Source organism: Sulfuriroseicoccus oceanibius (assembly GCF_010681825.2).
Taxonomy (GTDB): Bacteria; Verrucomicrobiota; Verrucomicrobiia; order Verrucomicrobiales; family SLCJ01; genus Sulfuriroseicoccus; species Sulfuriroseicoccus oceanibius.
The window spans coordinates 1,180,021-1,195,358 of record NZ_CP066776.1 but is presented as its reverse complement, the minus strand read 5'-3'; the positions used below and the strand labels follow the sequence as shown (position 1 = coordinate 1,195,358).

The following is a 15,338-nucleotide window of genomic DNA, read 5'->3' as shown; positions in this document are numbered from 1 at the left end:
GTTGTTAGTCCTTTTCTTCCTCCCAGTGTTTGGCTCGCTCCACCGCCCGCCGCCATCCACGCACCTTCCCATCCACCTCCTCCTTATCTCCAGCAGGATCAAAAACGCGTTCCTTCGCCCAGCGGCGTCCAATTTCCTCGCGGCCGTCCCAGAATCCGACCGCCAACCCAGCCAGGTACGCAGCCCCCAACGCGGTGGTTTCCACCACCTCCGGCCGCACCACATCCACTTGCGCCAGATCCGCCTGAAACTGCAGCAACACATCACTTCGCGCCGCACCGCCGTCCACCCGCAACTCCTCCAATGCCACCCCGCTGTCCGCCACCATGCACTCCGCCAGATCGTTCACCTGATAGGCAATTGCCTCAATCGCCGCACGACAGAACTGCGTCCGCCCCGTCCCCCGCGTCATCCCCACCGCCACACCGCGCGCGTACGGATCCCAATGAGGTGCCCCCAGCCCGGCAAACGCCGGCACCAAGAACAGCCCGCCCGCATCGTCCACCGATGCCGCCAACTCACTGCATTCCGCCGCAGTCTCCACCATCTTCATTTCATCGCGCAACCACTGCACCACCGCGCCCCCCATGAAAACCGATCCCTCCAACGCATACTCAGTCACGCCCCGAATCCGCCACGCCACCGTGGTCAGCAAATCGTTCTCCGAGCGCACCGCGTCCGTCCCCGTGTGCATCAGCAAGAAGCATCCCGTGCCGTAGGTGTTCTTTGCCATCCCCTTCTCAAAGCACGCCTGACCAAACAACGCGGCCTGCTGGTCCCCCGCCATCCCCGCAATAGGCACACCGTCCGATGTCTCGCCGCAAATCCCGCTCGAATCGCAAACCTTGGGTAGCATCGACCGCGGAATACCAAACAACTCCAGCATTTCATCATCCCAGCAATGCTCGTGAATGTTGTACAGCAGACTGCGCGAGGCATTGCTCTCGTCGGTGACATGTAGCTTGCCGCCGGTGAGCTTCCACACCAACCAGCTATCAACAGTCCCCATCGCAAGCTCACCCCGCTCCGCCTTCTCCCGAGCCCCCTCCACATGGTTCAAAATCCACGCCGCCTTGGTCGCTGAAAAATACGGATCCAGACGCAGCCCAGTTCTGTCCCCCACCATTGCCACCACGCCGTCTTCCGCCGCCATCTTGCGGCACGTATCGGCCGTCCGGCGGTCCTGCCAAACAATCGCGTTATACACGGGCGCCCCTGTGTTCCGATCCCAAACCACCACCGTCTCGCGTTGATTAGCAATCCCGATCGCCCGCACATTCACCTCGCCCGCCTCAGCCAATGCCTCGTCCAAGGTTTGCTTCTGCGTCTGCCAAATCTCCTCAGGATCATGCTCCACCCAGCCAGGCACCGGGTAATGCTGAGTGAACTCCTTCTGCGCCACCGCCACGATCCGCGAATCGCGGTCAAACACGAGCGCGCGCGAACTCGTCGTCCCCTGGTCCAAAGCAACAATCACATCGGCAGACATCGCCGAGAAGCATGCCCAAATTTACCCACCCATTGCAACCAGATTGCCCATCGGATCTCGGAAATCAGGCATCCGAACACCGGAGGTGCGGCCCAACGCAGCCCATGCCAACTGCATGGGACCCACCTTCAGTCTAACCAAAGCCCCGCAAGGGCGGCACAACCTCCCCCCCCGAAACCACCGCAGCATCAATCGCGAAGCGCTGGTCGGACGGCATTCCTGCCGTCACGCGCGACACCGTCCCCACGCCGCGCTCACAAACCAATGCCCACCGGCACCGCCCAACACACCCCGATTGGAATGGCCTCCGCGCCGCTCACACTACCCACGGCGGTTCGCCTCGTCCACCTGACCATTCAACGTGAAGTAATCATAAACATATCCCACGCCGAACAACCCGCCGGTACAAAGCCACAACAAACCGGTCCAGATCTTGCCGAGATAAAACCGATGGATCCCAAAAATCCCGAGAAACGTCTGTAAGATCCACGCGATCGAATAATCATACCGCCCGGCCGTGTACTTGAAGTCGGCATCGCGGTCCATCCATGGGATCAAAAACAGATCAATGATCCAACCAATCCCCAACAATCCCAGCGTGAAAAACCAAATCACGCCGGTGATCTGGCGCCCATAGTAAAAGCGGTGGGCACCGAGAAAGCCGAAGATCCAAAGCAGGTAGCCAATGGTTTTGGAATGCGTGTCGTTCATGGCACCATTATGGCACGCATCTCAAGCCAACCCACTTACCAATTCGCCAGCGGATTGTAATCCACCGGCATCTCGATCCTACCCATCGTAATCAGACACCCACTCGATCACCTGTCCGGCCCATTCTTCGTAGTCATCATCGAAGAACACATCGCAGTCGATCCGCTCGACCACTGACTCCGCCCCGTGACGCTGCAGCTCCTTCTCCAGGTTCTTCCCAAAACCGCAGAAGTTCTCGTAGCTCTTGTCTCCCAGGGCCAGCACGCCAAAGCTCATATTCTCCAAGCCCATTGGCTCGCGTGCTTTCACGTCTTCGAAGAAGTCCTGCACATCCTGCGGAGGATCGCCCTCGCCCCACGTACTCACGATGAAGAACGCGACCTCAATCCCCTCGAGCAACGAGGCATCGTGATCGTCACCGAGGTCGATCACTTCCACTTCATGCCCGGCCTGCTCGATCCGTTCGCTCAACTCGGTGGCCAGATCTTCAGAGTTGCCGCTGTGTGTGCCAAAAAGTACGTGAATCATAACTGCGCATGGAAATGCACCGGATTCACCGCGCCATCAAGAGGAAATCCCGAAAGGTTTTCAGATCAGGCCTAACGCTTCGCCGTCTTACGGAAAAGATGCACCCCCAACCCCAGGAACAAGACATTAGGCATCCACATCAGGATGTGCGGAAGCGGCCCTGATTTCGACGAAAACGTATCGCCGATAATGATGAAGAAGAAGTAGATACACGCCACCACGAGACTCAGCACAAAGCCAATCGACGTCTCACGCCGCTGCGCCGTAATCCCCAGCGGGATCCCGATCAAGCCCAGCGTGATGCACGCCAGCGAGAACGACCAGCGCTTGCTGATCTCGGAGCGGAACTTATTGCGTTGTTCTTTATTGAGCTCCACATCGCGTTCGCCATTGAGATATGCCCGCAGTTCCCCGTTGGTCTGCATCCCCGACTTCAAGCGTCGGTTGTCGAGCTTGCTCAGATCGATTGCCGGCAGCGTCGAATCGCGGATCCACTTGTGCGACCACTCCCTCACGCCCTGTGAGTCGGAGCCCTTTTCGCGCATCGCAATATAAGCATCGCTCAGATGCATGTATGAAGCCATCGCCTCGGAATCCTGCTCGTACTCCGCCTCCTTGGCATGGACGAAATTATCCACGCGTCGGTCTTTGTGCATCTTGAAAAGCGTCAGATCCTGCAGCTTCCCATCCACCTCGTCGCGGAAGAAGATAATGTTGCCAGGGAACGCAGTGATCATCTGATCCGGCACCAACACCGCCTGCGCGTTGTTCGTCGCCATATCCACAAACATCTGCTCAATCGCCGTCTTCGCCTTCGGTGCCACCGACACATTGATCCACCAGCACATCGAAGAAAGCGCGATCCCCAACACAAACACAGGCATGCACAAACGCGTCGTACTCACGCCCGCCATCCGCATCGTAACCAATTCGTTGTCCGCCGAAAGCCGGCCAAACACCAACAACACCGCCGTCAAAAAGCCCCACGGAATCGTGAACACCAACGAAAACGGCATCACGTACAGGATGAAGCGTAAAAAGTATTCGCTCGAAACCTGACCATCCACCAAGCGCGGCAGCATCTCCTTGAAGATGTTGCCCAGCACCAAAACAAAGCACAACACCACCACACCAAACACCGTGGCAAAAAGCACCTGCCCACCGATATACCGGTCAAGCACGCCAAATTTCAGTCGTCCTCCCATGTGTGCTCACTCAACCGCAGCCCACCGCCCCCCGCAACGAAAATCTGGAGCCGAACCCACGCCCCGCATCCACTCTGAAATATCCCGCAATTTCGTGTTAGACCCCCGCAGTCGGATGTGTATAGATACCCCCGCCGGTGACCAGCCCCCAGCAATGGGCGCGCACATTCCACCGGCGGCTCCGCCAAAAATCGGAGAGTGATGGGTGCCTGGTGGCCTCCGCGGTCTTCAAAACCGTTGTGACTTCTAACCGGAGTCAGGTTGGTTCGATTCCTTCCCTCTCCGCCAATTTTCGTCTTGGCGTCGAGCTCACATCCCGCCCGCAGCTGCGGTTGATTCAGGTTAAACGAATCCGACAACGGAGCGTCGCTCACGGCCGCAACCGAATTGCTGCTAGCTCTGAACCACGGGCTATGCGTAATTGATGCCGAATCCCAATTCCCATTTCCATGACCCGCGAAGACATTACCCGCCTGACCCAACTCTCGTCGTGCGCTGGATGAGCATCCAAGCTCGGCCAAGCCGAACTCACGCAGGTTCTGCGTGGACTCAACCAACACCACGACCCAGCCGTCATCGTCGGCTCCGCCACCTCGGACGACGCAGCGGTCTACCAAATGACGCCTGACACCGCGCTGGTGCAGACGCTGGACTTCTTCACACCCATCGTCGACGACCCGTACCTCTTCGGTCAGATCGCCGCGACCAACTCGCTCTCGGATGTCTACGCCATGGGCGGCAAGCCCATCACCGCCATGAACATCATGGGCGTCCCCACCGACCAGCTCACGCTGGAACAGATCAACCTGATCCTCAAAGGAGGTGCCGACAAAGTAGTGGAAGCCGAGTGCGCTATGGTCGGCGGCCACACCGTGCAAAACCCGGAGCCTCTCTACGGCCTCTCGGTCACCGGCGTCGTCCACCCGGACCGCATGATGTCGAACGAAGGCGCCAAGCCCGGCGACGTCCTGGTGCTGAGCAAACCTATCGGGACCGGCATCATCTCAACCGCCATCAAACGAGGCATCGCCACCGGCGCCATGATCGACGCCAGCGTCGATGTCATGCGCACACTCAACACACCGGGCGCCACCATCGCCGGTGAAGGGTTGTGCCAGGCAGCCACCGACGTCACGGGCTTCGGCCTGCTCGGACATTTGGCCAACATCTGCAAGAGCAGCCAGGTCTCGGCCCAACTCAACACGGCCGACATCCCATTGGTCGATCCCGACGTCCTTGAGCTGATCCAACAAGGCTGCGTGCCCGGCGGGTCAAAGAAGAACCGGGAAATGGCCGAGCCCATGACCCGCATCGAAGCAGGCGTCGAGGATCACTTCATGACTCTCGTCACCGACGCCCAGACCAGCGGCGGCCTGCTGCTCTGCGTGCCACCAGCACATGTCGACCGCGTGCTCGAAATCCTGCGCGAGGAAAACGCGCTCTGCGCCGCCATCGTCGGCGAAGTGCTGCCCGCGGAGGCGGACGGCACCCGCGTGGTGCTCGCCTGATCCCGAGTGCTCGCAACAAGCCCGACCCACTCACAAAAAATCCCGCTGCAGACGACCCTGCAGCGGGATTTCTTTTTTGATCAAAAAAACCAACCCATCGGTTAGAACGGATCATCGAAGAGCGACTCGTCCAATCCGGAATCGCCTTCGAGTGGATCCGGTGCGTCGTTCCCCGAGTCATCGAACAAACTATCGGAGCCTCCACGGGACGACGACGCGCCCTCCATAAGTTCGGCCTGCTCGGCCGCTTTGGCATTCGCTTTGTCCACCCGGCGGCGCAGGCTCTTCCACGCATTGGTGAACTCACGGTCAAGCATGCTCACCTCCGATGCCGCAGAATCGCCACGTTCAAGATCTCCGGTAAACACACAGAACGCCGCCAGTGCCTTGAAGCGAGCCTGGCGTGCATCCGCACCTTTGGTCTGCTCCAACGCCCACTCGGCCAGCTTCACCAATGTCTCTTGCGGCATCTCCTCCACCTTTTGAGTGAACACAGCGCCGCCCCGGCGCACCGCCAGGCTCGCGCTGGTAGCCTTCACCACGGTCACGCCACGCATTTCCGCACTGCGCTCGGTCAGCTTGAGCGAGCCTCGGAACGAATGTTCATTCAGATCCTGAATCAACAAATCGATGAACTGCTCACACCCCTGATACAGGAAGCTCGTGTTCTTCATCTCACTCTTGGCTTCCGACGTCTCGAGCTTGGTGCTGCGCGCCAACGCGGCCGCCTCACGGAACTGATAGCTCTCACCCAGCTTCTTCAACTGCGGACGCAACTTCGCAACCTTGATCATCTCGTTGCGGATCAACTCGCGTTGTTCGCGTTCGACCTCACGGCGCTCGGCCTCTTCGAGCTCCACCTTCAATGAGCGCAGTCGCTCCAGGCGTGCGGCGACCATGTCTTTCGCACGGCCCTCCATCTTCAGCTCGTCGTGCGCACGCTGCAACACACCGATGGTGACGTCCACGTCGGAGCTCACCGTACCGGTCTCATCCAACGGCAAATTGAGCATGGTCTTGGCATCGTAGATGTAATTGTTCAGCAATCCACGGTAGTCGCGCAGCCACTCGTAGCGCTGCTCCACGTTGTCCAAATCCACCTTCCCAATCATCTCGGAAGCCAACTGGAAACGGCCATGTTCCCAGTTCTTCAAGCCGTAGAGCATCACCGCAAACCCCCATTCGCCATTGGTTGGCAAATCAGCCACCACATTCTCGGCGACAGGCCACTTCGTTAGCACCGTGCTGCTCACTCGTTCAAAGTAGGTGCGCAAATCCTCGTCCATCAGCAAGTCGTCGAACTTCGGATGCGCGCGCATCTCCGCCAGCACAATCCGCGCCTTGCCTGGCTGACCCAGCAGGTAGTGAGCGAATGCCGCATTGAGGCCTGCCCAGTTCGCCATCGGCTGCGAAGTGGCGGAGTCATTCATCAGACTCTGAAACTCATCGGCCGCCTTGTCATAGTCGCCCGCAAGCAAGCTCGCCCGCGCCTCGATGAAGCGCGTTCCCGCGTCTGCGTTGGCACGCTCTTCAAACCCGCTGGACGCCGCTTCGATCTCCTCATTCACAGCCTCAACCACCTCGTTACCAGCCTCCACAAGGGCAGCTTTTCCGTCATCAATCGCGGTCTGCAGCATCTGCCAGGCAACCACACCACCAACCGCTCCCAAAACCGCCAGCCCACCCACGACTTTCAGCGCCGTGTTCTTCTTCTGCACCTTGCCTTTGGCCACGCCCTTGGTAGCCACAGCGGCTTCAGCGGAGGAACGCAATGAATCACGCGCAGCACACAACTCGTCGTACAACGCATCGTAATCCGCATAACGCTGATCAGGATCTGGCATCACCAACCGATCTACCACCTGCTGAGTGGCACTGGAAACCATCGGAGCCACCGCCCCGAGCTTCACCGATTGTTGTTTCACCTGCAGCAGCTCTTCGATGCTGTTGCTGCTGGTGTTGTACATCGGCTGCCCGGCGAGCAAGTGGAACAACGTCGCACCAAAACTGTACAGATCGCTCCGGATATCCTCGGTCGCGCCTGCGAGTTTCTCCGGCGGCACGTAATATGGAGTCGCCCACATTTCTTCGTCCGCCTCGGTTTCGCCGCCTTCGAAAATCAGAGCCAATCCGAAGTCCACGATCTTGGCATGGCCGTCGTTGGTCACCAGAATATTACCCGGCTTGATGTCCCTGTGGATGAGTCCCACGCGCGATGCCGCCCGCAGACCGTCTACCGATTCGATCGCGAGGTCCAGCACACGCTGTTCTTCGATCTTGCCCTTCTCGTGCAACCGCTCCTCCAGCGAATAGCCCTCCACCAGCTCCATCGCGATATAGAAGTTACCGTTGGCGATCCCCACGCCAAAGACACGCACCACGTTCGGGTTGGAAACCGATGCCGTGAGTGTGGCCTCACGCTCGAATTGCTTGATCCGGCTCTCGTCCGCACTGTTTTCGCGGTTGAGGATCTTCAGCGCCACGCGGCGGTCCAGTGTGGTATCCAACGCCTCAAAGACATGGCTCATTCCGCCAACGCCGAGCTGCTTCTTGATCACATAATGATCAAACTGAACCCGCACACGCATCGCGCCACCACATTCAGGGCAGGCAATTTTCTCAAATGGGGCACACGCCGAAACCTCAACCTCCGCCTGACAATGCGGACAAGCATTGAAGTCGGCGTCCAGTTCGGCATTGATTTCATCAGGAGGCGGGCAGGTCATCATGTATGCAAAAAATGTTACAAGGTAGGCTTGGGGGACCATTTTCCATCTACACCATGAAACAATGATCGAAAGTAAAACTTTGGGATGTGACGGAAATCGCTCAAATACACAGTAAGCGGCACCACACTTTCTCATCTCAGTGCAAATTTCCTCGAATTGGCAGGCGCTCGGCTTGACACGCCCGAAATCCCTGCTTTCTTCCCTCCCTGCCCCGCCATCAACACGATACGAGGGCGACCCAACCACAATCCGAATTTCAAGGAGAGAATTTATGGCTACGACTGACGTCATCCTGAAAGAGAAAATCGAAGGCCTCGGCGCTGAAGCTGACGTTGTGAGCGTCAAGTCCGGATACGCCCGCAACTTCCTCATCCCACAAGGCAAGGCATACGAAGCGACCAACGCTAACCGCCGCCACGTGGAAGCACTCAAAGCTGCCCGCGCTGCTCGCGAAGCTGAAGAGATCAAAGTTGCCCAAGAGGTCGCAGCACAAATCAAGAAGGCCAAAGTTGCCCTCGAACTCGAAACCGGTCAGGGCGGCAAGTCCTTCGGATCGATCACCAGCAGCGACATCGCAGACGCACTCAAGGCTCAGGCCGGCATCGAAATCGACCGCCACGCCATCGTCCTCGAGAAGCCGATCAAAACCACCGGCAGCCAGACCCTCGAAGTCAAAGTGCACAGCGAAATCCACGCCAAGCTCACCGTCGACGTCACCGCTAAGGGTGGCGAAGAGGAAGCAGCTGACGCGTAATTACGCCAGCCGATTTCCGGCGCTTACCGCGCCGACTACAGATCGCACCTTCCCTCTCGGAAGGTGCGATTTTTTTGTTCCCGCCCAGCCTTCGGTTCCTCAAGCGTTCCACGCGGACGTCGGCTGTCCATCGGCTCAATCGGCCCATTCCCCACTTGTGCGCGCCCCCACTGATGGACTAGATTGTGCGCCCTTCACCCCACCGCGATCCCACCGACCATGCCATCCTTTCCCTCCGCTCCGGAAGTCACCGACAACGACAACGGCCCAGCCCTTCAGTCAGGACCACGCAAAAAGGACCGCAAAGCCAAAAGCATCGAGCAAATCGAAGCCCTGCGCTCCGTGCCAAGCAGCCACGACGCTGAACGAGGACTGCTCTCGTCGATGCTTCAGGATCCAGGCCGCATCATCGACGAAGTCATCCCACTTCTCAGCCCGGCCGCATTTCACCATCCGGCCCACGAGCTCATTTACACCATCCTGCTCGAACTGCAGAACAAACGGACGCCGATCGATATCGTCACGCTCACGCAGACGCTCATCGACCGCAACCAGCTCGAGGAGATCGGCGGCGCAAGCTACATCGCCGAGCTCGGTGAGTTCGCCCCAACCTCGGCCAACTTTGCGACCTACGCACACATCATCCGCGACAAGTACATCCTGCGCCGCGTGATCTCGTCGTGCACCGAGTGCATCACCTCCGCCTACGAGGAACAGGAAGATGTCCAACCTCTACTCGACACCGTGGAGCAACGGATTCTCCAGATCCGCGAAATGGGCGCCAAGGATCAGAAGAAGAACACCAAAGAGGAAGTCATCGAAGCGGTGAAGGTCTTCGAGGAAATGGTGAAAAACAAAGGGGGCACCCACGGCACCACCACCGGCCTCAAAGACCTCGACGCCATGACCGACGGCCTCCACGGCGGTGAGATGTTCATTATCGCAGCCCGTCCGGCCATGGGTAAGACCTCGTTGGTCATGAACGTGGTCGAGCACATTGCCTGTGACCTCAACCAGCCGGCGCTTGTGTTCTCGTTGGAGATGTCCACCCAGCAGCTCATCCAACGTCTGCTTTGCGCCCGCGCAGGAGTGCCGCTCAACCGCTTCCGTGACGGCTTTGCAACCAAGGAAGACTTCCGCAAGCTCACCAAGGCGGCGAGCCAGATCGCCGCGTCCAAGCTTTTCGTCGATGACACCCCGGGTGTCTCGATTCTCGAACTGCGAGCCAAAGCCCGCCGTATTCACAACCAGCACCCGCTCAAGATCATCGCGGTGGACTACCTCCAGCTGATGAAGTCGAACACGAAGCGAGCTCAGGAAAACCGTCAGATCGAGGTGGCTGAGATCTCCGCAGGTCTCAAGGCAATCGCCAAGGAACTCAACGTCCCGGTCATGGTGCTGGCCCAGCTTAACCGTAACCCGGAAGGCCGAGCCGACAACAAACCCAAGCTCTCCGACCTGCGTGAATCCGGATCGATCGAGCAGGACGCCGACGTCGTCGGCCTCCTCGTCCGCTCCGCTTACTACGCTACCAACGAGGACGAACGAGACGAACGCCAAGGGGAAGCCGAACTCATCATCGCGAAACAACGTAACGGCCCGACCGGTGAGATCCCACTCACGTTCATCAACGAGATCATGCGTTTCCGCGACCGCGCACGCACCGACGACGACGAGTAAGCCCCTCGTCAGCCCCGGCTCGCCAGCGGGCTGAGATCTACCTACGAATCCAAATCCCAGCACTGCCCGAGCTCACAACGGGCAGTGCTGATTCATTTTCAGGGCGAGGCTATCGGCCGACGGGCTCCAGCGCATCGGCGAGCGTCAGCTCAGCCAGCGAGCCCACTCTACGCCAGGCTTTGGAAAAATCCTGGTGTGCCGTTACCCGGTTGGGCACCGCGACCACCCGCATCCCCGCGGCATGCGCGGCGGCTGTGCCATTGGCGGAATCCTCGATCACCAGCGCGGCCGCCGGATCGACCTCCAATTGAGCCGCCGCGTGCAGAAACAAATCCGGTGCCGGTTTGATCCGCTCGACATGGTCGCGACAACTCAGAGAAACGAAGCGCTCACGCAGCTCCAACTTGGTCAGCCATCCATGGACCCACTCGTGCGACGAACTGGACGCCACGGCCACCGGCAAGCCCGCACATTGAGCCGCATCCAACCACTCCACCACTCCGTCCATCACCCCCTGCCCCGCCATCAACCGGCGCGATGCCGCATGCTTCTCCGGCAACACAGCGTCCCAGTCGAGCGCGTAGCCACACAACTCTTCCAGATGCGCCTTCGGGTCCCACGCGTCATGGTCACTCCCCACACATTGAGCGTACGTTTCGAGCTTCAGTTCAACGTCATGACGAGCAAAGAGCTCGCTCCACGTCTGGAAGATCGCCCATTCGGTGTCGACGATGACGCCATCGAAATCAAAGATCAGCGCACGCACGGAGCGGAGAGATTCTGGTAAATCCATCATGCCCACCCGTCCCACCGGATCGCCTTGAATTCAAGCCCGCTCCACCGCTGCTTCACAGCCGCTCAAGCACCTGCGCCGATCAAGGACAGCCCCCGACACGGGGGAACATTTGCTAAAATTTCCCTCGAATCCTGCGGGTTTATTAGCTTGCATCAGACGCGAATCTGTCGAGTTTGACAGATGCTTCTCTACGCGTCTGAAAGCATTCACGCGCAGCCAGCTATTATCCGAATTTTACCCAATCGCACTGACCATGGACCTCACCGCCGAACGTCTCGCCAACATTGCTCCGTCAATGACCCTTTCCGTCACCAACCGTGCCGCCGAAATGAAGGCCGCTGGTGAAGACGTCTGCAGCTTCGGAGCCGGAGAACCGGATACCGATACCCCGGATCACATCAAAGCCGCCTGCATCGCCGCTCTCGAGCAAGGTGCCACCAAGTACACCGCGGCCGCCGGTCTCCCTGCACTTCGCGAAGCCATCGCCAACAAACTCATGGTCGACAACGGCCTTGAGTACGACGTTTCCCAGATCTCGGTCAACTGCGGCGCCAAGCACTCGCTCTTCAACGCAATCCTCGCCGTTTGCGACCCAGGCGACGAAGTCATCATCCCATCCCCTTACTGGACCAGCTATCCGGAAATGGTCCGCCTCGCGGGTGCCGTCCCTGTGATCGTCGAAACCGACGAAAAGAACGGCTGGAAGCTCACCGCTGAGCAGTTCGAGGACAACATGAGCATCAAAACCAAGATGGTCATCCTCAACAGCCCAAGCAACCCGACCGGCGCCATGTACAGCCGCTCGGAGCTCGAAGCCATCGCTGAAGTGGCCCTCTCCGAGGACATCGTCATCCTCTCCGACGAGATCTACGAAAAGCTCGTCTACGGTGACACCGAGCACATCTCGATCGCCTCGCTCAGCCAGGAAGTGAAGGACCTCACCATCACCGTCAACGGCTTCTCGAAAGCCTACTCGATGACCGGATGGCGCCTCGGATACACCGCAGCCCCTGAAAAGATCGCTGCGGCCATCGCCAAGGCCCAGAGCCACTCGACCAGCGCTCCTACCACCTTCGCCCAGTACGGCGCCATCGCTGCTCTCATGGGCGACCAGGCACCACTCAACGACATGCGCGAAGAGCTCGACATGCGCCGCAAGTACATGCTCAGCCGCCTCAACCGCATCCACAACGTCACCACCATCGAACCAAAGGGTGCGTTCTACTTCCTCGTCAACATCCGTAAGATCGGCCTCAAGTCGGTCAACTTCGCGGACAAGCTGCTCAGCCGCTACAAGGTGGCCGTTGTCCCAGGCATCGCCTTCGGCAACGACTACACCGTGCGCCTGTCGTACGCGACCTCGCTCGACGTGATCAAAGAAGGCCTCGACCGCTTCGAAGACTTCTGCCGCTCGTACTAAGCTAGCCGCGATCTCTATTCTCACGCGCCCCGCCGGACCACCATCCGACGGGGCGCGTTTTTTTTGTAATTGAGGAGCACCAACTTCAGAAGCTACGGAGATTCACCCCATAGGTCCGATAGGACTCATAGGACCTATGCCCCCCTTCCGAAGTCCATCGTCCACACTTGCCAACAGGCACCTGCAGCCGCACGATACCTCTTGCATGCCTGACTCGTCCGCAGCCACTCCCCCGCCATCACCGCTCGAATCCATCGTTGCTGATTCCCAGTGGCCCGATGACGGCACCACCCTCAACCTTCAGCAAGCCCTCACCAAGGCGGGCCAGACCGAGCTCAGCAACGAAATCCATCGCGCCCAGAGCAACCTGGAAACCGCTCGCGCCATGCTCGACCGCCCGATCATCGCGGTCACCGGACAACTCAACGCCGGCAAGTCCAGCGTCGTTGCCAGTTTCCTCAGCAAAGAAGGCCAAGCCCGCATCCCACGCGGCGAAGGCAGCGCTACGGCCACCCACAGGTTCGTCTACTGGGTGCCCCAATCATGGCTCGACCAGCCGGACAAAAAAGCCACGCTGCTCGACTTGATGACCCAGGCGCACGGTGGCCAGGTCGAGTTCCTCGACCCTGACCCCGAAAAATCCGCAGCACAGTACCGCAGCGGCCGCGACCACCTCGACCAACTCGCCACTCCACTCGTCGCCGGTGATCCCGCTCTCGAACCGCTGGGCGCCGCCATCCTCGATTGCCCGGACGTTCAAACCCACGACCACGACGCTGGTGACACCCAAAACCCACGGCTGGAATTCCTGGCCGCCGCGTCACGCGTCTGCTCTGCATTCCTCATGGTCTGGAAACGCGACGCCATCCGCGACCGCATCTGCCACGATATGCTTTCCGCGATCCGCAGCCGCATGGGGAGCGCCCCGCTCTTCCTGCTGGTGAACATGATCCGCCCCGAGCCGGGCCAACCCGCCACCACTCTCGATGACCCGGACCTCACGCGACTGTTGGAGTCCTTCCACATCGCACGCGACCACGTGTTCGGGGCATTCGACTTCATGATCGAATCCCGCAATGGCCGCCCAGGCTGGCGCGAACTCACACCTCCCGCCATGGTCGAGGGCTTCGACCACCGCGTCAGCGCAACCGGCGATGAGTTTCCCACCTTTTTCCGCCTCAGCGAAGGAACCGCAAGCACCACGGATCTGGCCGCACTGACCACGACGTTCCAAGCCGCAGAGCTGCAAAAGGTGAAAATCGCCAGCCACGAGGACGAGCTCACCCACCTCCAACGCACCGCACGATCGTCCACCGAAGAATGGATTAAAGAGAGCCGGGCGTCCATCGCAGCCACCCGCGACGGATTACTCAAGTTCTGTACCGGCATGATGACCGACCGATCGACCGGAGAGCCCCTACAGATTCCGTCGATCAAGTTTGCCAACGCGCTCAACGACAGCTTCATCCGCACCGCGCCGCTCGCCCTGAAATTCACTCTGAAACTTGCGAAGCCCTTCGACAGCGCCCTAGCCAACGGCAAGCGATGGCTCAAAAAGCTCAACCCATTCAACACCAAGCTCAGCGACCTCGAGAGCGACGTCAAAGACCGGCTCAACCTCGGCAGCGTCCGCCTCGCAAACGCCCAGTCACTCGCCACGGAAATGCACTCGCAACGCTGGTGCCCCGCGTACATCCCCATCGAAGATCTCGCCTCCGCCTGGTCCTCTGTGGTCACCGAGTTCAACGCACACCCGATCGAAAACTTCGATCCCACGTCCCTCGATGCCATCACCAAAAGCTCGTGGGAATCCATGACCGCAAAACAACGATTCTCCATCGGCGGCCGCTCCGTACTCGGCGCACTGGGCGGCGTCGCGGCTCTGGGTGGACTGGTCACGGCCGCCGTCGACGGTGGTGCCACCCTTTACGCAGCCACCGCCATCTCCAGCGCCATCCCAGGAGTCACCGCGCTGGCCATCGGCATCGGCGGCATGAGCGTCGGAGCCGTTGCATTCCAAAACGAGTTGATCAAAAAGAACACACTGCCCTATTTGTCGCGGTTGTTCGCTCTCGCTTGCGACGCCTTCGCCCTGCCCCGAAAGATTGCCGACTCTCCGATCAACGTCGAATTCACAGACCCTTCGGGCAAGCAAACCACGCACAACCTGCCCGAGCCCACCGACCTTCCCTCCACGCCGCGCGTCACACCACTCACTGAAGACCGCCTGTGGAAAGCCCGCGATTAACATCCCTGATGAGCCAAGACCAACCGAACAACCCACTCCACGGAGTCACCCTGGAGCAAATCGTCACCACCCTCGTCGACGCCTACGGCTGGGAGGACCTCGGGTACCGTATCCGCATCAATTGCTTCAACGACAACCCATCGATCAAATCCAGCCTCAAGTTCCTGCGCAAGACTCCATGGGCTCGGAAAAAAGTGGAGCAACTCTACCTCCGCACATTGGAGATGCTTTGAGCGATCTCCGCCTCATTAAGAAATAGTCCGAATCCGC

The 15,338-nt window shown here is 59.4% G+C and carries 12 protein-coding genes and 1 tRNA gene; 7 read left to right on the top strand and 6 right to left on the bottom strand.

Going from position 1 to position 15,338, the window contains the following annotated elements:
* Positions 1–4 precede the first annotated feature (4 nt).
* The 4 genes from glpK to G3M56_RS04655 form a co-directional block, all read right to left on the bottom strand.
* Positions 5–1,489, bottom strand: a complete 1,485-nt coding sequence (gene glpK, locus G3M56_RS04670) for a glycerol kinase GlpK (protein WP_164365558.1) — start codon at positions 1,487–1,489, stop codon at positions 5–7.
* A 321-nt stretch (positions 1,490–1,810) separates the two neighbouring features.
* Positions 1,811–2,200, bottom strand: a complete 390-nt coding sequence (locus tag G3M56_RS04665) for a TM2 domain-containing protein (protein ID WP_164365557.1) — start codon at positions 2,198–2,200, stop codon at positions 1,811–1,813.
* A gap of 78 nt (positions 2,201–2,278) precedes the next feature.
* Positions 2,279–2,728: a flavodoxin domain-containing protein gene (locus tag G3M56_RS04660; protein WP_164365556.1), complete on the bottom strand. Its 450-nt coding sequence runs from the start codon at positions 2,726–2,728 to the stop codon at positions 2,279–2,281.
* 71 nt (positions 2,729–2,799) lie between these two features.
* Entirely contained in the window at positions 2,800–3,933 is a 1,134-nt protein-coding gene (locus G3M56_RS04655) for an LptF/LptG family permease (protein ID WP_235203590.1), read from the bottom strand.
* Positions 3,934–4,126: 193 nt separating this feature from the next.
* On the opposite strand from G3M56_RS04655, the gene G3M56_RS04650 reads away from it, so the two are divergent.
* Both G3M56_RS04650 and selD read left to right on the top strand, forming a co-directional pair.
* Positions 4,127–4,221, top strand: a tRNA-Sec gene (locus tag G3M56_RS04650).
* A gap of 161 nt (positions 4,222–4,382) precedes the next feature.
* The gene (gene selD / locus G3M56_RS04645) at positions 4,383–5,441 is read left to right on the top strand and encodes a selenide, water dikinase SelD (RefSeq protein WP_425508195.1); all 1,059 of its coding nucleotides are present in this window, start codon (positions 4,383–4,385) and stop codon (positions 5,439–5,441) included.
* Positions 5,442–5,542: 101 nt separating this feature from the next.
* Here the strand turns inward: selD and G3M56_RS04640 are convergent, their stop codons facing one another.
* Positions 5,543–8,170, bottom strand: a complete 2,628-nt coding sequence (locus G3M56_RS04640) for a serine/threonine-protein kinase (RefSeq protein ID WP_164365554.1) — start codon at positions 8,168–8,170, stop codon at positions 5,543–5,545.
* A 271-nt stretch (positions 8,171–8,441) separates the two neighbouring features.
* Between G3M56_RS04640 and rplI the strand changes: the two genes are divergently transcribed.
* The gene (rplI, locus tag G3M56_RS04635) at positions 8,442–8,924 is read left to right on the top strand and encodes a 50S ribosomal protein L9 (protein ID WP_164365553.1); all 483 of its coding nucleotides are present in this window, start codon (positions 8,442–8,444) and stop codon (positions 8,922–8,924) included.
* A 219-nt stretch (positions 8,925–9,143) separates the two neighbouring features.
* Positions 9,144–10,604 (top strand): replicative DNA helicase, encoded by a 1,461-nt coding sequence (dnaB, locus tag G3M56_RS04630; RefSeq protein WP_164365552.1) that lies wholly within the window; start codon positions 9,144–9,146, stop codon positions 10,602–10,604.
* A 109-nt stretch (positions 10,605–10,713) separates the two neighbouring features.
* Here the strand turns inward: dnaB and G3M56_RS04625 are convergent, their stop codons facing one another.
* On the bottom strand, positions 10,714–11,400 hold the full coding sequence (locus G3M56_RS04625; protein WP_235203589.1) for an HAD family hydrolase: 687 nt from the start codon (positions 11,398–11,400) through the stop codon (positions 10,714–10,716).
* Positions 11,401–11,653: 253 nt separating this feature from the next.
* Here G3M56_RS04625 and G3M56_RS04620 point away from each other — a divergent pair, with 253 nt between their 5' ends.
* From G3M56_RS04620 to G3M56_RS04610, 3 genes are all read left to right on the top strand, one after another.
* The gene (locus tag G3M56_RS04620) at positions 11,654–12,820 is read left to right on the top strand and encodes a pyridoxal phosphate-dependent aminotransferase (protein ID WP_164365550.1); all 1,167 of its coding nucleotides are present in this window, start codon (positions 11,654–11,656) and stop codon (positions 12,818–12,820) included.
* A gap of 205 nt (positions 12,821–13,025) precedes the next feature.
* The gene (locus G3M56_RS04615; RefSeq protein ID WP_164365549.1) at positions 13,026–15,068 is read left to right on the top strand and encodes a hypothetical protein; all 2,043 of its coding nucleotides are present in this window, start codon (positions 13,026–13,028) and stop codon (positions 15,066–15,068) included.
* 8 nt (positions 15,069–15,076) lie between these two features.
* The gene (locus G3M56_RS04610) at positions 15,077–15,301 is read left to right on the top strand and encodes a VF530 family protein (RefSeq protein WP_164365548.1); all 225 of its coding nucleotides are present in this window, start codon (positions 15,077–15,079) and stop codon (positions 15,299–15,301) included.
* The last annotated feature ends 37 nt before the right edge of the window (positions 15,302–15,338 follow it).